Consider the following 23726-nt stretch of genomic DNA (forward strand, 5'->3'; position numbering starts at 1 on the left):
ACGAGCTACTCCTCCAGGCGACTGCGAACGGCGTCGAGGATTCTCGGATCGAGCACCACGATCCGCGCTTCCGCCACGGCTGACTCGGCGGCCACCAGGCTCTCCACGGCCGCGGCGACGGCGTCGTCGAGGGGCCACCCGAAGATGCCTGCGCTGATCACCGGGAAACGCGATGCTGGCCGCCCCGACGTCGGTCGGCGACTTCGAGGCCTCCGGCGGTAGCACGACGTCAGCAGGGTGCGGTCGGTCTGACCCGCCCGGTAGTTCGGTCCGACCGTGTGGATGACCCAGCGAGCCGGCATCAGCCCGGCGGTGGTCCATCCGGCGTCGCCGGTGGCCAGCCCGTGTGGGAAGCGCTCGATGCACTCGGCCAGGATCGCCGGACCGCCGGCTCGGTGGATCGCCCCGTCGACGCCACCGCCGCCACGCATGCGGGGAGTTGGCGGCGTTGACCACAGCGTCGACCTCCTGGGTGGTGATGTCGCCCAGGACCGCTGTCACCTCAGGCATCGAGACCGATCTCGAGCAGGTGCTGTCGACCATGACATGTGACCGATCCTGGCATGAGCGTCCCGTACTCGGGTTTTGAGACCCCCGGCACGGGATCTCGCCGTCCGTGCTGAGGCCCTTGTCAGGTGAGTCACGTCCGTGAGCCCCGAAGGCACTGTCATTCCGCCCCGTTCGCCGAAAGCCCTGGTCGAGTCGTTGTTGTCCTCGAGCAGCGTGGGACCGTGTTCCCATGAACGTGGGGCAGTTGGTGAGCCTGTTCTACGCGCAACTGTGGAATCGCTGGGATGACCTGGCGGTCGAGTCCGTCCTGGCGGAGGACTTCGCCTTCCGGGGGTCATTGGGTCAGGAATCCGTCGGCCGCCAGGGTTGGCGCGAGTATCGGGACTGGGTGCACTCGGGATCGAGCGACTTCCACAACGAGGTCGTGACACTCGTTGTGGACGGAGATCGAGCGGCCGCGCGTCTCAGGTACTCGCAGCAAGGTCAAGCCGCAGTACGGCAGGCGTGGCCTCCGGCGCTGATTCCCACGGCTACCCTGAGGGCTTCATTGTGTGCGACGGCGGGGGCGCTCAGTTTCACGAAGAGAGGTCGCTATGCGCCTTAGGAGTTCCACCTGTGGCGTTGGCTGGTGTCACCTCTGCTGGCCTTGGGGCTGGCGGCGTGCTCCAGCAGTCAACCGGCGAGCGAACCATCGCCCGATTCGTCGACCATCGGCTCCATCCCCGGCATGAGCCAGTCCGCGATCGACGTCATGAACTCGGCCCCGTACAGCGGCAGTACATGGGCGATCCAGGTCTCGGACGCGAAGACGGGGGAGTCCCTGGTGAGCTACAACTCCACGCGACTGCTGGAGCCGGCCTCGGTCACCAAGACCTATAGCGTCGGATCCGCGTGGCTGAAGTTCGGCCCCGATTCCCGCATCGTCACCCCGGTCGTGCGCGCGGGGAAGATCTCCGGGGAGACGCTCAAGGGCAACCTCATCCTGGTGGCCAAGGGCGACATCACCATGGGGGGCCAGACGGGCCCCGACGGCAAGATCGTCTTCACCGACCTCGACCACAACGATGCCAACGCGATTCCCGGCGCCACCATCGCCGACAACGATCCGTTGGCCGGTCTCGATGACCTTGCCGAGCAGGTCAAGAAGTCCGGGATCAGCGAAGTCGACGGTCAGGTGATCATCGACGACCGACTCTTCGTGACCCAGGACCTGGGCGAGGAGGACGGTCCTGTCTCGCCGATCGTCATCAACAACAACCTGATCGACTTCGTCACGACGCCCACCACACCAGGCCAGTTGGCGAAGGTCGAGATCCGGCCGGAAGTCGCTCCATGGCGGTTGGTCAATCGGGTGAAGACAGTGGCCGCGGGTGGGGACTCGGAAATCGCCATCGACTCTCCGCGCGACGGGGTGGTCCGGCTGCGCGGAACCATCGCGGCCGACAGCGATCCGGTGTTGAAGGTGTGGCACTTCGACGACCCGGCCGCGTTCGCGCGCACTGCCTTCATCGAGGCGCTACAGCGGGCCGGAGTCTCCGTGACCGCATCGGCGACCGGCGACAACCCGGCTGCCCTGCTGCCTTCCGAGGAGGCGATCGGGGACCGGCCAGAGGTCGCCAAACTCAAGGGATTGACCTTCGAGCAGAACGCGACGTACATCCTGAAGGTCAGCTACAACCGCGGTGCGCAGACGCAGGTGTGCCTGTTGGCCGTGTCCGTCGACAGCAAGAACTGCGACGCCGGGTTCCCGGAGATGGCCAGGTTGCTGGCCGCTGCCGGTGTCGACCCCCGCAACGCCTCGCTTATCGACGGCTCCGGATTGCCAGGCAACTACGTCACGGCGCAGTCGTCGGCGCAGTTGATGCAGGCGTTCGCCGCCCGGCCGGATGCCGAACGGTGGCAGCAGGCACTGCCGATCATGGGCGTCGACGGGTCGATCGCCACGGTGCAGAAGGACAGTCCAGCCAAGGGTCAAGTGTTCGCGAAGACCGGCACGCTGGCCAACGCAGACCTGCTCAACGACCGCCTGCGTCTGGAGACCAAGGCGCTCGGCGGTTACATCATCGCCAAGTCGGGCCGGAAGTTGGCCGTCTCGATCATCATGAATCAGGCGATGTTCGATGACATCCAGGGCGTGTTCGCCGCGAACGAGGACCTGGGCAAGATCGCGACCAGCATCTACGAGTCCTTCTGACCGCCCACTGACCGAGGTGGGCCCCCGGGTGCGACGCGAGTTCGCCCACGGATTGCCGCGATCCCGCCAACCGGTGCTGAGACCCCGCCGCATGTGGCGGGGTATTGGTGGCTTGCGAAGTGTCCTCCGTGGGCAATCCTTGAGGCCACACCGGACCAACGTCGCCGTGTCGCGCGCGAAAGGGCAGACGGTGCTCACCCGATCTTCCGCTTTGACCGCGGTCATGCCTCGCCGCGTGGCTGGTGTTCTCCATCTCGGGGCCTCCTCGGGTTGTGCGGGCCCGTCGGTCGGGATGGTGGCAAGGCCCTGGCGGCGGGTGCGCCGGTTGCGGTTGGTCGCGTGAGCGCTCGCAGGATCGCCGGAGGGTTCGCCAGGACTCCCTTGGGACTCCCGCGGTCAATGGGGAGACGTCGAACGCATGGTCCCGAAGCTTGGGCAGGCCGCCCAATCGCTGGACAAACCAATTTCGTGACCATATGGTAGTCGCGAAATGACTCGGACCTACCGCCAATCGCGCCGCCAAGAGCAAGTGCAGGAACGCCGGCGCCAGATCATATGGGCCGTGGGCGCGCTCATGGTCCGGGGATCCTTCGACGATGTGACGTTGCAGGGGGTCGCAGATGAAGCAGGAGTCTCGCTCAAGACCGTGACTCGCCAGTTCGGGACCAAGGAGCAACTGCTGCAGGCAGCCATGGATGATGCGCGTGGTGACGAGGAGTCACGGCGAGCGGTGTCGACCTCAGACCCCGCTCAGGTGGCCCAGGTGCTGGCCGCTCGCTACGACGAGATGGCCGAGATGATCTATCGCATGGGCGACGCGGAACTGCGTTACGCCTGGCTCGGGGAGTGGGTGCAGATGGCCCGCGAGAGCCACCTCTCCTGGCTTGAACAGACTTTCGCTCGATGGTTACCCGAGTCGCTTCCGGAACGACGTGACCGACTGATGTGCCTGTTCGCTGCCACCGAGGTTCGCAGTTGGTGGGCGATTCGACACCGATTTGACTGTGACTCCACCACCGCCGAACGCATCATGCGCGAGCACCTCGAGGCGCTCACCAGCACGTGGGAACGACATGACCTGCAGCGAAGAACCGAGGAGTGACTGTCATGGGGAACCAAAAGATACTGCTTGCCCTGTGGGACGGTGGAGGTGTGGTTCCACCTCTCATGGAGGTGGCGCGCCGGTTGACCGCCAGTGGCCACCAGGTGGTGGTCCTTGGCGACCCCACCATCGCCGAGGAGGCCGCCGCAGCTGGAGCCACGTTCCGGAGTTGGTCGCGCGCACCCCATCGGCAGACGCGGGATCGGACCGACGACATCATCCGGGACTACGCCTTCAAGAGCCAGCAGAAGTTCTTCAAGGCAGAGTTCCGTGGCTACTTCATTGACGCGGGCCCGGACTGGACGGCGGACGTCCTGGCAGCGATCGATGAATACGACATCACCGCCGTCCTGTGCGACTTCATGGTTCCGTGGGCGTCAATCGCGGCAGAGGCACGATCATTGCCGTGCACCGTTCTGGTTACCTTCCCCTACCCGGTCCCCACGGCCGGGTTCCCGCCCCAAGGCTCCGCCTTGCTGCCCGTCCCGGGATTCCTGGAGTGGCCGCGTGATGCTGCGATTAGAAGGATGACCGAGTGGTTCTACGACAAGTGGGTGCCCACCATGAACGCTGTACGCGCGAGCTTGGATCTTCCACCCATCAAACACGCCATGGATCAGGTGCGGAACTCCTCGGCAATAGCGGTTCTCACTGCCCGCGCCTTCGACCATCCGACATCGTCGGCTCCAGCAAATGTGTCCTGGACCGGTCCGATGCTCGACGATCCGTCCTGGGTGCGACCGTGGCAAGCCCCATGGGCCCCAGACGACCAGCGTCCCTTGGTGGTCGTGGGACTGTCTTCGACTTTCCAGGATCACGTCGACCTGCTCCAGCGGATCGTCGACGCCCTCTCGGAGCTGCCGGTCCGGGCCATCGTCTCCCGTGGGCCCTCCATCAGGGAGGGCGAAGTGGTCGGCACACCGGATGTCGTCATAGTGGAGTCCGTGCCGCACGAGCAGGTTCTTGCGGATGCCTCGGTTCTGGTCACGCACTGCGGTCATGGAACGGCCATGAAGGGCCTCGCCGCCGGAGTACCCATGGTCTGCATTCCCATTGCTCGGGATCAGACGGACAATGCGGCCCGTCTGGTCAGCCTGGGTATCGGTGTCAAAGTCAAACGCTCATCCAGTTCGGCCAAGATCAGGTCGGCGATCGAGGAGGTCCTGGCGAGTCCGAAGTATCGCGACTCTGCCCATGCGGTGGCCGAAACGATCGCGTCCGGCTTCGGGCAAACCGACATTGTCACCATCGTCGAGGCGACTGTTCGTCACTTTGGCCCAGTCAGCCCAGCCCCCCGAGGGTGACGTCACGCATTCTGGCTGAGGCTGCGTTGACTCAGAACTCGATGTCGTCATCACCATTCATGGGCCGGGTCCGGCACATGGCCATGGTCTGTTTGTCGATGTGCCGGGTCGTGAGGCGTCTTGGTTCAAGTTGAGCCCCCTGTGGTCACCTGACTGCGTCAGTCAGCCCGATCCTGCCACCTTTCAAGGCCTGAGTTCAGCGGCGCCGAAGGACACGCTGAACCGGTCGCACCAGATGGCGACGCTGCGCAACTGGTCCAGGTCGACATCGCTCGGGATGACGTAGTTCTGGTTACCGACGTTGCCCTTGAGCGGGCCGAGGTCGACGTACTCGCCGTCGTCGAAGACGAACCAGCCGTCGGTCCCGTCGATGACCCGAGAGTCGGTCAGCCACACCTTCAGGTCCGGACCGTTGCTGGTGCGGAAGCCCTCCAGCCGCAGGATCCGCTGACCATCGGCCAGCTCGAGGATCTTCGCGGTGCCCTGTGTCTCGTGCTCGTGGCTGATGAAGGAACCCGAGAGCAACGTGGCCGGTCCTGTGGCTGTTGCCGTGGCGGCAGCTGCCCTGCCCGGCATCAGGGACGGCAACGGCCGCCACCGGAATCGCTTCATCGACGGTCTGGTCCAGGATCAGGCGCCATGGCTGGAAGGCCAGAGCCGCAACGGTCAGCAGGGCCAGCACGATCACGATCGCGGGGATCAGAATCTTGGGACTGGTCCAGCGTCGCTTGCGCTTCGCACCGACGGTGGTGTCGCCTGGACTCTGCTCGGTCGATGCGGGGGATGTCACTGCGGCGCTTCGTTCGCTGGTCACTGGATTCTCCTCGGTCGCGTTTGACGCTTCATCAAGAACAACCCATCGCGGCGCCCGGTGATAGCCGGATTCGATTACCAGAGTCTTACGGTGCGGGCGCACCCTCGCTCAGAGGGGTGATCGCACCTACTCTCGGGGTGTGAGCGGAATCCTGGTCGTCGACGACGATCGCACTGTCGGCGGAGTGCTGCTGAGTTATCTGAAGCGCGCCGAACTCGAGGGCCGCCACGTCGACGTCGGCAGCGGACTGCACGCGACGATCGAGCAGATGGACCCGGACCTGCTGGTGCTCGACGTCATGCTGCCCGACGCCGACGGCATCCAACTGTGCGGTGAGATCCGGCGCACGAACCCAGAGCTGCCCGTCATCCTGCTGACAGCGCGATCCGAGGAGATCGACCGGATCTCCGGACTCACCGCAGGAGCCGACGACTACGTCGTCAAACCGTTCAGCCCCCGCGAACTCGTCCTGCGCATCCAGTCCGTGTTGCGCCGCTCGCAGGCCACCCGCGCGGTTGACACCCGGGAGCCGATCATCCGTGATGGTGACCTGGTGCTGGATCGGCGATCGCGCCAAGCCACCCACGCCGGTGCGGATCTGTCGTTGACGATGCGCGAGTTCGATCTCCTCGCCCACCTGCTCGATCATCCGGGCCAGGCATTGACCCGCGAGCAACTGCTGGAAGATGTCTGGGACTGGAGTTACGGCGACAAATCCACCGTCACCGTGCACGTGCGTCGGCTGCGGGAGAAGGTCGAAGTTGACCCTGCCAACCCACAGCGGCTCGTCACCGTGTGGGGCGTCGGCTACCGCTGGGATCCGACGCCCGACACGGCGGATCCGGCGGCGGCGACGCCGGAGGTTGCTTCATGAGCCACTCCGTCACCGCCGTTCTCATCGCCGCCGGGTCAGCGTTGATCGTCGGCGCCATCGCACTCGCACTGTTGTACCGGTTCACCCGGCGGTCCACGCTGTGGGCTGTCCGGCTTGCGCCTCTTGTCGCCGTCGCCAGCATCGCCGCCGGCGTCGTGGCCGCGAGTCTGACGATGCTTCTCGAACCCCAACAGGTCCTGGTTATCGCGCTGGTGCTGGCCGTCTCCACTCCTATCGCCGTGATGTTCGGTGTCATCGCCGGCCGACGGGTCGCGGCGCTTCAGCAGCGGGCCGCCGAAGAAGCGGCAGCCCGGCAACGCGACCGCGCCGTCGAAGACCGCCGCCGAGAACTGATCTCCTGGCTGAGTCACGACATCCGCACTCCGCTGGCGCGCATGCGGGCCCTTACTGAGGCGTATGAGGACGGGCTCGCCCCGCCCGACTACGCCACGCGCATGACCCGAGAGGTGGACGGTCTCGCGGTCATTATCGAGGACCTCGCGACGTTGTCCCGGCTGCAGGGGACCGAGGCGCAGATCCAGGTCGAGGCCCTCGATCTCTCGGATCTCGTGTCAGATGTCGTGGCCGACAACCAGCCACTGGCACACCGGTTGAACATCACGCTGGAGGGCGCGGCCCGCGGTTTGGCGGAAGTATCGGCCGATCCCACGGAACTCGGTCGGGCGATCAACAACCTCATCGTCAACGCTCTGCGGCACACCCGACCTGACGGTTTCGTCGCCGTGACCGTGACGGGATCCGACGGCACTGCGCAGGTGTCGGTGCGCGACCAGTGCGGTGGCATCCCCGATGAGCACATGGACCGACTCTTCGAGGCGGGCTGGCGCGGAACCTCTGCGCGGACCCCGGGAGACGCCGGCGCCGGTCTGGGCCTCGCGATCACCCAGCGCGTGGTCATGGCGCACGGGGGGAGCCTGGCGGTGCACAACACCGACGATGGGTGCGAGTTCAGCATCAGTCTTCCCGCGATCTCTGCCCAGCCGGTCGCGACGTAGCGGTTGAGTCGCGATCACGGACCGCGTCACGGGCGGTGTCCGACTTCAGCGTCGGGTTACGGTCAGGTCGTCCCGGGCGCGGATCCACTCTTCGGCCGAGCCGGTGGTGGGCCGCACCTTCGCGATCAGGCGGTAGGTATACGTCTCTCCCGAATCGTGTGTGCCCAGGGCACGGCGACAGATTGCGCTCGGCTTGCCCGCGACGGCGCACTCCTCCCGGGTTCGGGTGTCCTTCAGCGGGATGGTCAGACGATCAGCGGGCCAGCGCTTCGCCCAGGTGCGCCAGGGCCTACCGGCCGCCACCCGGTGCGGCTTGTTGTACTGAACCGTGTAGCGCACGGCCACACCGACGGTTCCCGGCGGCGGTGTGATGTGAAGGCTGCCACGTTCCTCGGTCAGTTTCAGCGGACTCGTGTTGAGCAGGACGCTGATGGAGTTCGCGTTCATGTTCGCGGTCACAATGTCCGGCTTGCCGTCCCTGGTGAGATCCCCGAGCGCTACACCTCGCGGTCCCTTCCCCGTCGCATACTGGGTTCGCGCGGCCAGGGTGCCCTTGCCCGTGTTGGGCAGAACGCTGACCTCGCTGCCGTCGAAGTCAGTGACGACGGCGTCCATCAGACCGTCGCCGGTAAGGTCCTGGAGAGCCAATGCGGACGGCTGGGATCCAGCGGGATACTCGACGCTGGGCTTGAACCCGCCTTTGCCGTTTCCGGTCAGGACACTGGCAGATGCGCCTTCACTGTTGGCCGTGACGATGTCCAGCTTGCTGTTGGGATCGACGCGCCCGAGTGCGACCGCGGCCGGCTTTCGTCCGGTCGGGTAGTCGACGCGATCAGCGAACCCACCCTTGCCGGTGTTCAAAAGCACACTCACGCTGTCCGCACCGATGTTGGCGGTGACGATGTCCAGGGACTTGTCGTTGTTGACTTTCCCCAGTGCGACCGACCAGGGACCGACGCCGGTCGGGTAGTCGACCTTCGGTGCAAGGGTCCCTTGACCGGTATTGACCAGGACACTGACCGAGTTCGCGCCGTTGTTGGCCGTCACCACGTCAAGTCGACCATCGCCAGAGACATCGCCCACAGTCACTGAGTAGGGGCTGGTGCCAGTAGGGGAGTCGACCTTGTCGGCGAACACGCCGTTTCCGACATTGCGCAGGAGGCTGATCGAGTTGCTGACGTAGTTGGTGGCGACTATGTCGAGACGTCCATCTCCGGTGACATCACCGACGGCTACTGACCAAGGTCCCGTGCCGACTCGGTACTCGGTCTTTGATCCGAACCCCCCGGAGCCGTTGTTCTTCAGGACGCTCACCGTCCCAGCGGAACGGTTGGCGGTGACCGCATCGACTGTGCCGTCGCTGTCGATGTCTCCCAGGGCAATGGCCTGGGACCGGTTGCCTGCGGGGTACTCCTTCTGCGCAGCGAACTTGATCTCCGGGGTGTCGCCGGCAGTCGCAGCAGGGGAAAGCAGTGCCGCCAGCGCAAGGGCGCCGCCCCCGATTATCAGTGCCGAGGTCCGGGCCCAGGTCCACGAAGTGTTCACCGTGGCAGGCTACGGGGGCAGCGACGCGCCCAGCAATCGATGGGTGCGGATGGGTGACAGTGCCTGATCAGCGCCAAGGCGACTCCGTAAACCGCTTTGTGTCGGACGTGCGGGTGATAGTGGGGTTAGGCGGCAGGTAGGCAGGTTCCGCGCGTCAGCGGAACAGAGGAATCGTGGCGGTACGGGAGGAAGGCTCAGCATGCAGTTGCTCGACGGGGGATGGGTCTACAGCCCGACGGATCTGGTGGCCCGGATGGACTGCGACCACCGCACGGCGCTCGACCTCGCGCTGAGAGCGGGCCTGCTGCCGGTGGAGCCCGGTGAAGCGGACGGGATGCATGTGCTGGCCGGCAAGCACGGTGGTGCGCATGAGCGACGGGTGCTCGAACTGCTCCGTGCCCGCCACGAAACAGTCGTCGAGATCGACCAGCCGGCCAACTCCCGCGCAGCCTTACGGGCAGCGGCTGCCCAGACCGCCGAGGCTCTCGCTGCCGGCGTCGATGTCGTGTTCCAGGCGACGTTCTTCGATGAGCACTTCCGCGGGCACGCCGACTTCGTGATCCGTGGCGCCGACGGGTACGAGGTCTACGACACCAAACTCGCGCGCAGCGCCAAGCCGGGTGCGCTGCTGCAGCTCGCGGCGTACAGCGAGCAACTCGAGCGTCTGGGATATCCCTTGCCGCGGCAGCTGCATGTCTGGTTGGGCAACGACGAGATCGTCAGCCGATCCGTTGACGATGTTCTCCCGGTCTTGCACCGGGTCCGCGCGGACCTGCTCACCCAGCTCGCAAACGGTCCGGTCATACCGCCTCGCATCTGGGGAGACCGGCGGTCCGCCTGCGGGTCATGTCACTGGTCCGAGGTCTGCGGTCAGGGCCGCGACGACGACCGGGACCTGTCCCTGGTTGCGGGCATGCGCGGTGACCAAAGCGCCAGACTCCGTGAGGCCGGACTTGTCACCATCGAACAGTTGGGTGCCGCCCCCGACAGCGCCCGTCCCGACACGATGGGCGTGGCCACGTTCGAACGACTGCGCGCCCAGGCCAGGCTGCAGGTCACGCAGGACGCCACCCGCACTTCTGCCGATCCTGTTGGCAAGGTGACCTCGGAGTACTTCTCCTCCGACGGTGTCCGGCTGTTGCCGCGCAGCAGCGTGGGCGACGTCTGGTTCGACATGGAAGGTGATCCGTTCGCCGAAGGTGGTGCTGGATTGGAGTACCTGTTCGGGTACGTCACCATCGACCAGGACGGCGAAGACAATCCCTTGTTCACCCCGATCTGGGCGCACTCCCCGCAGGCGGAGAAGGCCGCGTTCGAGCAGTTCGTCGATGCCATGGAAGCGCGCCTCGCGCACTGGCCCGACATGCACATCTACCATTACGCCAACTACGAACGAACGGCCCTCACGCGGCTGGCCGGCCGCCACGGCACGCGCGAGGCCGTCATCGATGAGTGGCTGCGCCATGGTGTGCTGGTCGACTTGATGAAGGTGTTCAAGGGCAGCTTCCGGATCTCACAGCGGTCGTACTCGATCAAGAAGCTCGAGCCGCTTTACGATCTGGTCCGCACCGAGGACATCACCACCGCCGGTGACTCCGTCGTCGACTACGAGGCGTATCTCGAGCTGACGGCAGCGAAGGAACACATCGCGGCTCAAGCCAAACTCGACGCCATCGGCGAGTACAACGAAGTCGACTGCGTCAGCACCCTCAAACTCGACCGTTGGATGCGAACCCATTTGCAGAGGGCGCGGTCCGGCGAGGCGCCGGCTGAGTGGGACAGCCGTGCAGCCGTCAGAACCGATGAACGCTCACCTGTGGATGCCGGTGCCGGTGCCGGTGCCGGTGTGGGTGCTGGTGCTGGTGCCGGTGTGGGTGACAATGCCGGACCTGCCGGGGATGAGCATGGGTCGGATCACGGCCACACCGTGTACGACGCACTGCTCGACGGTGTCCCTGAATCAGCCACCGAGCGCACTGCTGAACAACAGGCCCGCGCCATGGTGCACGCGGCGGTGGACTTCTTCGATCGCGAGGCCAAGCCGCAGTGGTGGGAACACTTCGCGCGGTTGGATGCTCCGGCGGAGGATTGGGAACCAGACCGCGATGTGCTGGTCGTCGACGCCGGAACTGCTGAGCCCTGGGAGGCGAAGCGGTCGAACTACCACCGCACGCTGCAGGTCACGGTCCGCGAGGGCGACTGGCGCGAGTACCAGCCGGGCGACGAGGTGTACCTGATCTACGACCAGCCCACAGCTGCCATGAAGACCGGCTCGACGACGGGGCGCGGATGGACCGAGGCCAAGGTCGAATCGCAACAGGGCAACGTGATCCGCATCAAGCCCGAGCGGGTGCCCATGACGGATGCCCCACCCGCGGAACTCCCGGCTGCCATCTTCCCGCAGGCCACTGTTCGCAACGGCGCCCTGGTCGAGCAGGTGCGCGCGTTCGCCGACGAGTGGTTGGCACGTGCGCCGCAGGCTCCCGACTCGGCGGTCACCGATCTGCTCCTGCGCCGGCCACCGCGACTGCACGGTGGTGGCGAGTTGCCGCTTTCCGGAGACGAGACAGCAGACATCACTGCAGCTGTCGAGGCGTTGGATTCGTCGTACCTCGCAGTGCAGGGACCACCCGGTTCGGGTAAGACCTACCAGGCAGCCCAAGTCATCCGATCTCTGGTGGCCGCAGGGCGCCGTGTCGGCGTGGTCTCGCAGTCGCACAAAGCGGTCGAGAACCTGCTCGACACGGCATTGGCCCTTGGTGTCCCGCCAGATCACATCGCCAAGAAGCCCAAGACGGGATTCGGTACGCGCAAGCCGTATCACCACGCCAAGATCGACGATTGGCTCACATTCCACACGGGGGGTGCAGCCGTCGGAGGCACTGCCTGGACGTTCTGCTCCTCGAGTTTGGCGGATCAGCTCCCGCTGGACCTTCTGATCATCGACGAAGCCGGCCAGTACTCGCTGGGCTACACGATTTCGCTGTGGCGGTCCGCGCGGAACATCCTGCTGGTCGGTGATCCGCAACAGTTGCCGCAGGTTTCGCAGGGAACCCACCCCGAGCCCGTCGACGTCGCTGCTCTCAGCTGGCTGGTCGACGGCGAGCCGGTCCTGCCCGACCGGTTCGGCTATTTCCTCGACCAGACCCGACGGATGCAGTCGGACCTCACCGCGGCGGTCTCCCGTCTGTCCTACGACCGGAGACTCGTGTCCCACCCGGATGCCGACAAGCGACTGCTGGAAGATGTGACCCCAGGCGTCCACCCAGTCGCCGTCGTCCATCGCGATCGCACCGTGCTGGCACCGGAAGAAGTCGACGCTGTTGTGCAGCTCGTTCAGCGTCACGTCGGTGCGACCTGGACGGACGGCCCGGACACCCGACCGCTTGCTCAACGCGACGTCATGGTCGTGGCGCCTTACAACGCGCAGGTCGACGCCATCCGGCGCGCTCTGCGATCTGTTGGTCTGACCGATGTCCCCGTCGGAACGGTCGACAAGTTCCAAGGGCAGCAGGCGCCCGTGGTGATCGTGTCGATGACCACGTCGTCGCGCGACGACGTGCCCCGTGGCCTCGGATTCGTGCTCTCCCGCAATCGGCTCAATGTCGCCATCTCGCGTGCGCAGTGGGCGTCGTACGTGGTGTATTCGCCTGCGTTGGCGGATCACTCGCCGACGAGTTCACCGGAGTTGGTGCAGTTGGGCGCCTTCCTCGGGGTGGTCGAGGTGATGGGGGAGAAGCCGAATGCTGACTGACCCGTGTGACCAAGGTCCCGACTTCGGGGGTGATCCGGCACGGTCACCCGGCTGTGGGGTGAATCAGTCGTGCTTCGGACCTAGCGTGGGATCGAGATCGGGAGGACCTGATGCGACGTTTGCTGCTCATTGTCGTTTCCCTGGCGGTCGTGTTCGCGACGGCCATGGCGCCCGGTGCATCGGCCGGAGAGCCTGATCCGCCCCAGGTCGATGCAGCCGGGACGATCAGCCCGACGGTCGTGCCGCAGTTACAGGTCTCGGTCGAGGTCTTCCAGGGCATCGTGGACTCGGTGACCCCCCAGCCGGAGACGAGCGCATCAGCGCTTCAGCCTTCGCCGAAGGCTTCGCTGCGGGAAGGCCGCCGCGGCGAAGTGACCGAGTCGGGTTTCGACGTCGATCCCATCGGTTGGGCGTTGAGCGCGATCGGCATCGCTGTCACCGCTGCAACCTCAGCGGAGGAGATGCAGGAGTTGCAGCAGATCAGTCAACAACTGACCCAGGTCCAGCAGACGCTGACCCAGATCCAGGCGCAACTCACTCAGATCAGCAACCAGATCGCCGCGCTCTCCGCGCAGCTCGCCGCCACCAACTGCTCGGTGCAGACCCAGGCCGCGACCTCAGCGCTGGCCAACGTGCAAAGTGCCGCGCAGTCCTACCTCGGATACGTCGAGCAAGCGGCGACTGCGACTGATCCGACGCAGACGCCGTCCGTCCAGATCATGAAGGAGTGGGCGCTCAACTACACGCTCGGCGAGACGTCGCTGCAGGAGAGTCTCAACGACATCAGCGACGTCGTGACCGGTTCCACGTCGGACGGATCCCTCCAGGCGTGTGCACAGGCTCTGTATTCCACTACGCCGTCGAATCCGGCCCTCGGGTACGAGAACACCTACTACAGCAACCTCTACCTGTATGTCTCGTACTGGTACCAGGCCCAGGTCATCGCGCTCGGCCTCTACGTAGAGGCTCAGCATCTGCTGGCCATGGACGCGGCCGGCAATGCGAGTTCCCTGCAGGCCACCGATCCCCAGGTGATCTGCGACAACCCCGTCAACTCGACAGTCACCTCCTACTGCAATGCCGCGGCGCAGCAGGTGGGAGACACCTACAGCGACATCAGCAAGCAGTTGTCCAAAGCGGGAGCCCCTTACATCTGGGGGACCGGCGGTCAGGTGTCAGCGCCATCCTCGGCCATCAATCAAGGCCCGGGCAACTACGCCTGGCTGCTGGACATCAACCAGTTCCAGGCGGGCAATTGCGCGCAGCCGCTGTCCTCCGCCCCCTCCTACGGCAAACCGTGCGGCGGAACCGTCGGGACCACGACCACGTTCGGCAACTCGACCTTCGGCAACTACACATGGGGCTCGTACTCGACGTGGCAGCCGGCCCCGTCGAAGGCGTGGTACGGCGTGCTCGCAGCCGCGACACAGCAGTTGGGCACCTACGCACAGGCCATGGTCGCGACCGGATTCGGCAACCAGAACCTCGCCGGAAGCGGTGTCTCGAACCTGATCATCTTGACGGGTGAGAGCACCACGAGCACACCGTCGTCGTTGAACCAGCAGGACTTCCAGAACAGCGTCACCGGCTTGTGCGTGATGGACACGAGCTTCTACTCCGCGTACCCTAACGCGAACCTGAAGCTGCCGCTGTGCGACAGCCAGGGCGGAACGGCGTTGGGCAGTCTGATCTCCAACTACGACAGCAGCTACAAGTCCAACGGCTACCTCGGTCAGTGGTCCAACCCGACCTCCGCGCCCTATTCACCGTCGAACGCCGGCTACTACACCGCCAGTGCCCCTGGCTGCGGAAAAGAGTTGGCATGGGGCCAGATGAACGCACCGGGATGGATGTCGGCGACGCAGCTGTGGTTGGACTGCGAGATCACGCAGTACCCGCAGTACAAACCCACCGCTCAGTACCGCTGGCCGGTCCTGCCGATCACGTCGTCGATGTGCACCAACTCGATGACCACGGCGACCGATGGCGGCGCGTACACGATGTGCGGCGCGGACTTCCAGGCCTGGCTCGCGGCCAACCTGCCCACTCCGCCGCCGAATAGTTCGCCGCCCACCGCAGTCTGGGCCGAACACTCTGCCCAAGGCGCGGCAGTCAGTTGGCAGCCACCCAAGGGATCCCCCGCACCGTCGAGCTATGTCCTTCAGTCTCGACGCAACAATGGGAACTGGCGCACGGTCACTGAGCCGATGACCTCCTCCGATGTCGACGCCCAGTCAGCCGGGGCCACGCACTCCACGAAGGTGAAGGGTCTGAAACGCGGGAACTACTCGTTCCGCGTCGCCTCGGCCTGGGTGGGAGGACGCAGCGACTGGCGCAAGTCCGAGCGTAGGGAATTCGTGCCCGGCGGCAAGTACTCCTCGCGGTACTACACGTTCCGGAAGTCGGGGAAGGTCCGGGTCGCGGAGGCCTTCAGTGACGGGCGCGTGTATTGGGTAGCGAAGAAGCGCACCGGCTTCGGGTGGCTCGACAACAAGCGCATCAAGGGTCATTGGGCCAAGAACCCGGTCAACTGGGCGGGGTCCTGGAAGCAGCGCTCGAGCGGATCGTGGCGCAACCTGGCCTGGGACGGTTGGCGGCGCGCCGATGGCCCGGCCCGGAGTCGCGCCGGCATGCCGTTGAAGAATCGGCCCCTGCCCACCAGTTGAGCCAACGCGTCCGCGCCTGTTGAGTCAGCCCACCGGCGTAACTGTGTGATGTGGGGTGATGGCCGTGGCTCAGTTGCCGCCGGCCAGGTTGGCCTGGGGCACCACGGGCTCGCCACACATGGGGCATTGGATCTCGTCCACGATGTCAGCGACGACGGTGCCGTCCCACCCGCAGTACTCACACGCGACGTCGATCGGGACGGCCATGCCGGGACTCTACTCGGACAGTTCCTGGTCTGGTCGCCAACGCTATCGCCACCACCGAGCGCAACTCGATGTCACTGAAGTGCGGCCCCGCGACCGACACTCCACACTGCCCTCATGAGACCAAAGCCTGATGCTCCCCTTCCGGGGCAGGAGTCCGTTTGGCGCTTCCCCCGGCCCCCTGCCGTGCGTCCGGCGGACGCGCGGGTCCGCGTCGTCCACGAGGGCATTGTCGTCGCCGACTCGCTGTCGGCGGTGATGATCTGCGAGACCGCTCACGCACCCGCCTACTACGTGCCCCAGCCGGACCTCTTGGCCGGTTCCGTGGTGCCCAACGGCCGTTCGTCCTGGTGCGAGTTCAAGGGGCGCGCCGAGTACGGCGACCTGCACGTCGGGGCAGTGGTGGTGCGTGACGCGGGCTGGTGGTACCCGGACCCGAACCCCGGCTACGTCGACATCCGCGATGCCGTGTGTTTCTACCCGCAGAAGGTTGACCTGTGCGAGGTCGACGGTGAAGCGGTGACCCCGCTGGCCGGCTCCTTCTACGGGGATTGGCCGACCTCTCGGTTCGCCGGTCCCTTCAAGGGGGGCCCGGGTACCGAAGGCTGGTAACGAGTTGCCGATCGGTGTGAGGCGCGAGGTCTACTACAGTCGCTGCGCCGCGAAGGCTGTCATGGCAGCGCGGACGAACTGCGCGCCTTCGGGTCCGCCGTAGTTGGCGGCGAAGCGGTCGTCAGCCACGTACATCTCGCCCAGTCCGGTGAACTGTTCCGCGCTCGGTCGGCGTCCCTGCCAACCGGTCGCCACCCACTCGTAGTGCCGCTCAACCGTTTGCTGCACCTGCGGATGGTCCGGTTCCAGCCCGGCGGTACGGGCTGCCGCGTACTCCGCAGCGATCTCGCGGTGGGTCCGGCCGAAGTCGTCTCGTTCGCTGTCGGACAATTGCGTCCACCAGCGGTCGCCCTGCTCCCATGCCTTCTTGCCCCAGCGTTCCTCAGCCTCGTGCTGGTACTTCCGGTGGTCGAAGCCGTCGAACATCTCCTCGGCCACGAGTGGCCTCCCGTCCTCGATTCTCGCGATGGTGCGCTCGATGCTCGTCGCCTGGCGCGCCAGCCGTCGTTGCTCGGCCTGCAGCCAGTTCCGGTGCTGGTTCAGGGCCGTGACATCGTCCACGTCGCCGGCCAGAATCTCACCGACAGCGACGACGCCGAGTCCGAGCTCGCGCAACAGCAGAATGCGTTGCAGGCGCCGGAGTCCCGTGTCGTCGTAGTACCGCATCCCGTTGCTGCCGAGTCGGCTGGGTGACAGCAGTCCGACGTGGTCGTAGTGCCGCAGGGTCCGGCTGGTCACCCCGCTGATGCGGGCCACCTGCTGGATGCTCCACTCCGTCACGATGCCAACGGTATGGGTTGACGCAGCGTCAATGTCAAGGGCGGGAGTTCCAGTATCGGGGGAGTCGGTAGGTTCCGGTCAGCTGAGTTCCGGTGAGCCTGAAACCCAATCAGCACCGTCGGAGGACTCGCGAGACCGATCTTGTGGGGGCTCCGCGCTGGGGCTCGGTGCGGTCGCCGGGTTCGCTCCCGCCGACAGCCTCAGTGGGTCAGACCAGGCCGTGATGAGTGAGGAGTTCGCGGGCCTTGCGAGCAGTCGCGGTCCGGTAGTCGGCGAAATCCGATCGATTCATCAGGGCGATGTCCTCGACCAAGATCGCACCAGGACCCAGTCGGAACATCAGCATCGCGAGGCGATCCTCGAACGGCTGCTGCAACGTCACCAGCACTTCCGCCCCGGGAGCGCGGGTCGTTCGTTTCGGCGGCACCTCGATGTCCGCGGTGAGCGCTTCGAAGGACGGGTTGGCGTCCTCCGGGATGACGATCCGGAACGTGACTGTCTGCCGGTTCCTGCGGATGAGTCGGTCCTTGTCGCGCGGTTCCTCGAACGTCTCGTCCAGCAACTGCGGGTCGGAGATGTTGCGGACCAGGTACGTCCTGATCCGCCCGTTGTCCGCCACCGGCCCGGCATCCAACTCGTAGCCCAGATGTGTATGGCGCAGCACGTATGGGTCAACGACCCGCGTGCTTGTTCCGGGCTCCCATTCGCGGCTGTAGGTGAACCGGAGCTTCCGTTGCTCCACGATCGCGCGCCTGATCATGGGCAGAGTCGGCGACGTCGGGAACGTCTGTCCGGCCGTGGACATCTCCGGCACCCACTTCACGCGCAGGACGTCGATCGCGGAACGCAGATCCTCGTTCTCGGGCTCCTGGGCCATCAGGTGATCGGCGTAGATCAGCAACTCGACGATCTGGGAGACCTCCAGCATCACGCCGAACGGATCGGTCGCACTGATGTCCCGATCCAGTGCCACCCACACCGCCGACTCCATGTCGGGGGCTTCATGGTCGAAGAACCAGTCATCCCTCGAGATCCCATCCCAGTTCGGAGGCGGCGCTTCGCGGGCCAAGAGCAATGGGCTGACGCCCGACTCGTCGACCAGGAACTGGCCGTCGTGGTAGCTGGCCAGGTTCTGGCGGGTGTCGTACACGTCCATGCCCAACACCTTGGCGAGGTCGTCGATCGACAACCCATCCGGATGCAGCGTCAGAACCTGCAGTGCCTCGGCCGACTTCGCGAGACGGTCGGCGTACTTGGCGGTCATGGCGACCCCGCCACGTAGCCCCACAGTTCCCGCCGCACCTCGGTTCGAAGTTCTTCGGGACCCACCAGCCGCGCGCGAGTCCCCAGTTGGTAGAGCCGACGGCGCCACAGCCAGCGGTTGGTCACGGGGATCGACAACTCGACGGCGTCGTCCGTCTGGTTCCGGGACAGTGGCTGCCCGAGCTCACGCACCACTCGGTCCTCGTGCTCCGGGTCTGTGGCAACCACGGCCACGATCGGGTCGCCGTCGGGAATGCTCAGCGGGTCGGAGTCCTTGGCCACGCGCTGCGCCGGCGAGGCGGAGCCGGGTGCGCCGATGCGCAGGTCTTGGATGCGGTCGATCCGGAAGAACTTCTGCACTCCGTCCTCCCGGGCGATGATCCGCCATCGGCCGGTCCCGGTGCGGCGCACCTCGTCGACGTGCACCGTGCGCGGGATGTCTTTGTACGTGAAATGCACGAGACACCGGTGCTTGAGTGCGTGCAGAACCTCCTCGACGTCCAGCGCCACCTGCAGGTTGGCGTCGATCGGGGCGGGAACCGTTGTCGATGGATGTTTGGGCAGCCCCAGTTCTTCGGGGCTGCGCCCGGCCGCCGTGACGGCGCGGGACAGTTCCCGGATCTGCCCCTCGGTCAGCGACGTGCTCAGCCGGGGATCCTGGTCGAGAAGTCGATGGGCCATCTCCTTGCCGTCCCCCCGCGTCTCGATCGCCCAACCCCGGTCTCTCAGCAGACGGATGTCGCGGGCGATGGCGTCCCGGGCGCTCGCTTGGGGGTAGTCGAGTTCCACCATCATCGTGTCGCGGTTGACCCATCCGGGCTTGGCCTGGGCCAGTCGGGTGAGCAAGCGGACATGGCGCTGCATCGCCTTGCCCTGGTCGCGTCCCGGTTGCCTGGCCACCACATCTCCCCGTGTTCCCGTATCCCGGACTCCGTGCTCCGGCCTTCAGCCTTTCGATATCCGTTTCCCGAAATCTCGTACTCCGGCCTTCAGTCCAGCAGGTGCGCGTCGCGGTTGCTCGTCGGCCGCCGCGCTCGCCGGCTGCTGCGTTTCTGCGACAGCTGGCCGCAGCATCGGTCGCGGGTTGTGTCGGAGGCCGGGTCGATCCTCGTGGTGGGAACAGCACAACGGAGGAGAAGGCGATGACGAACAAGAAGGCGATGACGAACAAGAAGGCGGCGGAGGCCGCACCTGCCTTACCGCGGCAGCCCGGTGCTGGTACTCAACAGGCGCAACAGGCGCAACAGGCGCAACAGGTCAGTCCCGCCGACCTGCCCCGTAACCCGCAGGCCACCATTGCCTTGATCGACGTGGACAACATCGTGATCGGCCGCGACGGCCGCATCGATGCGGTGCGCGCACATGCCGCATTGGCGGAGGTCTACGTCCAACTCGGCAACGCCGAACTCAGCCTCGCCGTGGTGTCCGAGCCGACCCGTGTCGCGCTCGGTTCTGACGTGTGCTTCCGGTTCACAGGGTGGACGTGGCGTGCCGCGGAAATCGGCAAAGACGCCGCCGATCACCAGCTGTGTGACTTCGCGCTGACCGTGCTGGAACAGCGGATGGGGGCCCGCGTCGCCATCGCCTCGGGTGACCACATCTTCGCGGCACTCGCCGATGTGACCGATATCGAAGTCGTCGTACCTCGCGGTCATCACGGCGTTGCGCGGGCGCTGCGGCCCTACCTGCGAGTGCGTCGACCCGCAGACCGGCGCCAGTTCGAACTCGCGACCTGATCAGCTCGCAACCCACACAGTCGGCGACCAGATCAGCAAATGACCAGATCAGCAATCGACCAGATCCGCGAGGTGACCCGGTCATCTCGCGACCGGTCACTTCGCCCGCCAGCTCGAGAGGAGCTTCGTCATGAACTCATGCGTGTCTTGTCTGACATGGTGTATCGCGATCCCGGTGCTCTTCATCGCCGGGTTCGTGCTCGGACCCTGGCTGATCGTCCTGGCTGCCGTTGTCGTCCTGATCGCAGTGGCGATGACCCTGGGCTCCGGGTCGCAGTCCCGCGGGATCGATCGGTGCCCGACATGTGGGCGTCCATACGGTCCCATGTGCGGAACCTGTCAGGGGTGTGGTCCGGCGCGTCGCGGTCACTGGTGAGTCAGATCGTGCGAGTACCCCGGCGACGCCAGTCACCCGACACCGCGGTCACCCGTCGCCGCGAGTCACCCCAGCATTTGTGTCGGACGTCGGGGCGACAGTGAAGGTGAGGGCTGAGAAACCGACGCCCTCCACAGCCGTGGCCACCCTGGACCGGGGACAGGGTGGCCACGGTCCCAACAACCGAACAGTCCGAACATCAGCCCAACTGGGGGAATCATGCACATCAGCGCACATCTCGACATCGACGTGGTCGCCGTGGAGAACGACGACGTCGTCACCGTCCTGCTCGACCTGACCGCCCCGACCGGCGAAGTGGACGCATCCCGTCCCGAGCAAGCGGTCGTTGTCGTCCTCGATCGCAGCGGCTCCATGACCGGTCCGCCGCTGGAGTCCGCGAAGCGAGGTCTGCTCGCACTGGTCGACCGACTCGACGAGCGCGACTCCTTCGGGCTTGTCGTGTTCGATGACGTGGCGGAAGTCGTGATTCCGGCGGCGACGATCAGGCAGTTGGGCCGCGACTGCATCCGGCACGCAATCGGTTCGGTGCAGCCACGCGGATACACGGACATGTCATCGGGATACCTGCGCGGTTTGCAGGAGGCCCGCCGAGTTGTCGGCTCCGGTGGCGCCACGATCATCCTGTTGTCCGACGGCCACGCCAACTCCGGAATCACCGATCCGGCCAAGTTCCGCGACATGGGGGCCAAGGCTGCCTCGCAGGCCATCACCACCTCCACCATCGGGATGGGAGTGGGATACGACGACGAGATCCTGTCCGAGCTGGCCATCGGCGGCACGGGCAACCACAGCTTCGCTGAAGAAGCGGACTCCGCGGCCGCGGCCATCGCTAGCGAACTCGCGGGGCTGCTGTCCAAGACGGTGCAAGCCGCCAACCTGCTGATCAAACCGACCGGCACCGACGTCGCCACCATCACGGTGCTGAACGACCTGCCCAGCCAGGGTGTGGCCGGAGGCGTGCTCGTCGAACTCGGCGACTTCTACTCCGGCGAACAGCGGCGCCTACTCTTCAGCATCGGCGTCCCGGCCATGGCAGCACTGGGTCTGGCCATCGTCGCGGAGTTTGTGCTGGAGTTCGTGTCGATTCCCGAACTGGAGTCGCACACGATCATGATGCCCGTGTCGGTGAACGTCGTGCCGCTCGACGTGGCGAATGGTCGGGTGCCGGACGCCACCGTGCAACGCGAGAAGTTGCTCCTCGACATCCAGGCCGCCAAGCGCGACGGCGAGCGCGCCATGCGCAGCGGTGACATAGACGAGGCGAGGGCGTCGTTGGCTATGGCGCGGGGAGTCCTCACAACCCTCGGGCCCGACGTCGACGGGACGGTTGCCGAGGAACTGTCCGAGCTCGATCAGTCGATAGCGCTGCTGGATGACGACGTGTTGTCCGCCGTGCGCTTCACCAGCTCCAGCCGCACCAAACGGTCGCGCGGCTACTCCGGTCGTGAGCAGGGCGGCAAGGTCGACCCCGCATAGCCCGCCCGGACCACGCTGGCCCCACCCCCACCGCCCACCGCCCCCCGCCCGTTCCCGCCCCGGAACCCCCGATGTCGCCATATCCGGCGACATCGCGTCTTCGGTTGGCGGGGTTGCGGCAATCCGTCGGCGGGAGCGAGTGCGACCGGACGTTTCACCTCTCGCGTCACCGCTCCTTGCGAGGTTGTGGGTGGGCGATTCGCTCGTGCCCTCAGTGGTCGGAGGACCGCCGTGAAGCTGCCCGTGATCGGCTCGCGGGGTGACGGCGCGAAACGCCCCGCCTCGGCCCGCTGGATCAAGGCCGGCAGGCATACCGAACTGGGCCACCTGGCGTACCGAACAGGCTGGCTGGCAGCCCCAACAGGCCCTACTGGCACACAGAAGGACCCGATCCCGCCATCCCGTGCTCAAAGGTTGCCGGATTTGGCGAGATTGGTGAGGGCGTCCCATCATCGTGGTCTCAGTCGGGATCGTGAGACCCGGCTTGGCTGGTACCGGGGCTGGGGATGACGCCTGCGGGCGCCTCCGAGTTGCCCTCACGATCGGCTCATGACCAAGTGCTCGAATCCACCGCTGTCCCGTGCGCTGGCCCTCGCCTCTCGCCAAGGAGGTGTCCTGACGCGATCTCAACTCCACGGTGTCGGCGTGAGTCAGCGGACTCTCAGTCGGCGAGTCGCGGAGGGGTTGTGGTCGGCCCGCGGTAGAGACGTCGTGGTGCTGAGCGGAACTCCCGATGATCTGCTCACCCGCTCCCGGGTGGCGGGGTTGCGCCATCCAGGTGTTGTGCTCACCGGCGCTTCGGCCGCCGCTTTCATCGGTGATGGACCCTGGAGTGGAGTGGACTTGGGGACCCGGCCGTGGATCGTCGGACGCCGGCATCAGGTTCAGGCGGCGCGGGTGATCACTCATCCTGGGATCACCGCCAAGAGCGTTGGTCCGTGGCGCATCGCGGGTATCCGGGACACGGTCGTTGATCTCCTGAGATTCCTGCCTCTGTCAGAGGCGCGAACGGTGGCCTTTCAGGCCGTTCAGTCTCGGAAGCTCACCATGGATCAGCTTGCCGAGCAGGCTGGCCCCTTGCTGGGCTTGGCCGGGATGCGTCAGTTCGATCGCATCGTGCTGGACCTCGCGACGGGCGCTCATTCGCACGGTGAACGCGAGTTGGTATTGCTTCTGCGACGCGCTGGGATCACCGGCTGGCAGTCCAACGTCCGCGTCCGACTGCCCGGCGGGTACGCGGTAGCCGATGTTGCCTTTGCCGAACTGCGCATCGCCATCGAGGTCGACGGTCGCGCCTTCCACACGGACCGGCGGTCGTTTCAGCGAGACCGGACTCGGCAGAACCGCTTGGTCAGCGCCGGTTGGGAGGTCCTGCGCTACACGTGGGAGGACGTCACGCAACGGCCCGACCAGGTGATCGCCGAGATCGCGGCCGCGTGCTCCCGCGCCGGGGCGCGCTGAGCGTCACCAACCTCACGA

At 65.9% G+C, this 23726-nt stretch carries 19 protein-coding genes; 12 read left to right on the forward strand and 7 right to left on the reverse strand.

Annotated features, from left to right (window positions below):
- Window positions 1–5: 5 nt before the first annotated feature.
- Entirely contained in the window at window positions 6–431 is a 426-nt protein-coding gene (locus tag V9E98_07650) for a macro domain-containing protein (protein ID MEI2716856.1), read from the reverse strand.
- 308 nt (window positions 432–739) lie between these two features.
- On the opposite strand from V9E98_07650, the gene V9E98_07655 reads away from it, so the two are divergent.
- From V9E98_07655 to V9E98_07670, 4 genes are all read left to right on the forward strand, one after another.
- Entirely contained in the window at window positions 740–1114 is a 375-nt protein-coding gene (locus tag V9E98_07655) for an ester cyclase (protein MEI2716857.1), read from the forward strand.
- Window positions 1115–1138: 24 nt separating this feature from the next.
- Complete coding sequence (gene dacB, locus V9E98_07660) at window positions 1139–2704, forward strand: D-alanyl-D-alanine carboxypeptidase/D-alanyl-D-alanine-endopeptidase (protein MEI2716858.1); 1566 nt, start codon at window positions 1139–1141, stop codon at window positions 2702–2704.
- Window positions 2705–3266: 562 nt separating this feature from the next.
- Window positions 3267–3806: a TetR/AcrR family transcriptional regulator gene (locus tag V9E98_07665; GenBank protein MEI2716859.1), complete on the forward strand. Its 540-nt coding sequence runs from the start codon at window positions 3267–3269 to the stop codon at window positions 3804–3806.
- Between the two features lie 50 nt (window positions 3807–3856).
- A complete protein-coding gene (locus V9E98_07670; protein MEI2716860.1) occupies window positions 3857–5110 on the forward strand; it encodes a glycosyltransferase in 1254 nt (417 codons plus the stop codon).
- Between the two features lie 183 nt (window positions 5111–5293).
- Here the strand turns inward: V9E98_07670 and V9E98_07675 are convergent, their stop codons facing one another.
- Window positions 5294–5722, reverse strand: coding sequence for a DM13 domain-containing protein (locus V9E98_07675; GenBank protein ID MEI2716861.1), 429 nt, complete (start codon window positions 5720–5722; stop codon window positions 5294–5296).
- 341 nt (window positions 5723–6063) lie between these two features.
- Between V9E98_07675 and V9E98_07680 the strand changes: the two genes are divergently transcribed.
- Both V9E98_07680 and V9E98_07685 read left to right on the forward strand, forming a co-directional pair.
- Window positions 6064–6798: a response regulator transcription factor gene (locus V9E98_07680; GenBank protein MEI2716862.1), complete on the forward strand. Its 735-nt coding sequence runs from the start codon at window positions 6064–6066 to the stop codon at window positions 6796–6798.
- Complete coding sequence (locus V9E98_07685; GenBank protein ID MEI2716863.1) at window positions 6795–7814, forward strand: HAMP domain-containing sensor histidine kinase; 1020 nt, start codon at window positions 6795–6797, stop codon at window positions 7812–7814. The genes V9E98_07680 and V9E98_07685 overlap by 4 nt, the downstream gene beginning before the upstream one ends.
- Window positions 7815–7859: 45 nt before the next feature.
- Here the strand turns inward: V9E98_07685 and V9E98_07690 are convergent, their stop codons facing one another.
- Window positions 7860–9359, reverse strand: a complete 1500-nt coding sequence (locus V9E98_07690; GenBank protein MEI2716864.1) for a VCBS repeat-containing protein — start codon at window positions 9357–9359, stop codon at window positions 7860–7862.
- A gap of 199 nt (window positions 9360–9558) precedes the next feature.
- Here V9E98_07690 and V9E98_07695 point away from each other — a divergent pair, with 199 nt between their 5' ends.
- The gene (locus tag V9E98_07695; protein ID MEI2716865.1) at window positions 9559–13113 is read left to right on the forward strand and encodes a TM0106 family RecB-like putative nuclease; all 3555 of its coding nucleotides are present in this window, start codon (window positions 9559–9561) and stop codon (window positions 13111–13113) included.
- A 110-nt stretch (window positions 13114–13223) separates the two neighbouring features.
- Window positions 13224–15779 carry a fibronectin type III domain-containing protein gene (locus V9E98_07700; GenBank protein MEI2716866.1) on the forward strand — a complete coding sequence of 852 codons (2556 nt, stop codon included), beginning with the start codon at window positions 13224–13226 and terminating at the stop codon, window positions 15777–15779.
- A gap of 69 nt (window positions 15780–15848) precedes the next feature.
- On the opposite strand, the gene V9E98_07705 is transcribed toward V9E98_07700, so the two are convergent.
- Entirely contained in the window at window positions 15849–15986 is a 138-nt protein-coding gene (locus V9E98_07705; GenBank protein MEI2716867.1) for a hypothetical protein, read from the reverse strand.
- Between the two features lie 114 nt (window positions 15987–16100).
- Here V9E98_07705 and V9E98_07710 point away from each other — a divergent pair, with 114 nt between their 5' ends.
- Complete coding sequence (locus V9E98_07710; protein MEI2716868.1) at window positions 16101–16595, forward strand: DUF427 domain-containing protein; 495 nt, start codon at window positions 16101–16103, stop codon at window positions 16593–16595.
- Window positions 16596–16628: 33 nt separating this feature from the next.
- Here V9E98_07710 and V9E98_07715 read toward each other — a convergent pair whose 3' ends face one another.
- From V9E98_07715 to V9E98_07725, 3 genes are all read right to left on the reverse strand, one after another.
- Window positions 16629–17375 (reverse strand): MerR family transcriptional regulator, encoded by a 747-nt coding sequence (locus V9E98_07715; protein ID MEI2716869.1) that lies wholly within the window; start codon window positions 17373–17375, stop codon window positions 16629–16631.
- A gap of 208 nt (window positions 17376–17583) precedes the next feature.
- Window positions 17584–18639, reverse strand: coding sequence for a WYL domain-containing protein (locus V9E98_07720; GenBank protein MEI2716870.1), 1056 nt, complete (start codon window positions 18637–18639; stop codon window positions 17584–17586).
- A complete protein-coding gene (locus V9E98_07725) occupies window positions 18636–19538 on the reverse strand; it encodes a WYL domain-containing protein (protein ID MEI2716871.1) in 903 nt (300 codons plus the stop codon). Before V9E98_07725 ends, V9E98_07720 begins: the two co-directional genes overlap by 4 nt.
- A gap of 242 nt (window positions 19539–19780) precedes the next feature.
- Here V9E98_07725 and V9E98_07730 point away from each other — a divergent pair, with 242 nt between their 5' ends.
- From V9E98_07730 to V9E98_07740, 3 genes are all read left to right on the forward strand, one after another.
- Window positions 19781–20374 carry a hypothetical protein gene (locus V9E98_07730; GenBank protein ID MEI2716872.1) on the forward strand — a complete coding sequence of 198 codons (594 nt, stop codon included), beginning with the start codon at window positions 19781–19783 and terminating at the stop codon, window positions 20372–20374.
- Window positions 20375–20969: 595 nt separating this feature from the next.
- Window positions 20970–22247, forward strand: coding sequence for a VWA domain-containing protein (locus V9E98_07735; GenBank protein ID MEI2716873.1), 1278 nt, complete (start codon window positions 20970–20972; stop codon window positions 22245–22247).
- 549 nt (window positions 22248–22796) lie between these two features.
- Complete coding sequence (locus V9E98_07740) at window positions 22797–23708, forward strand: type IV toxin-antitoxin system AbiEi family antitoxin domain-containing protein (protein MEI2716874.1); 912 nt, start codon at window positions 22797–22799, stop codon at window positions 23706–23708.
- Window positions 23709–23726 lie beyond the last annotated feature (18 nt).

The sequence above is a fragment of the Candidatus Nanopelagicales bacterium genome (assembly GCA_037045355.1).
GTDB lineage: Bacteria > Actinomycetota > Actinomycetes > S36-B12.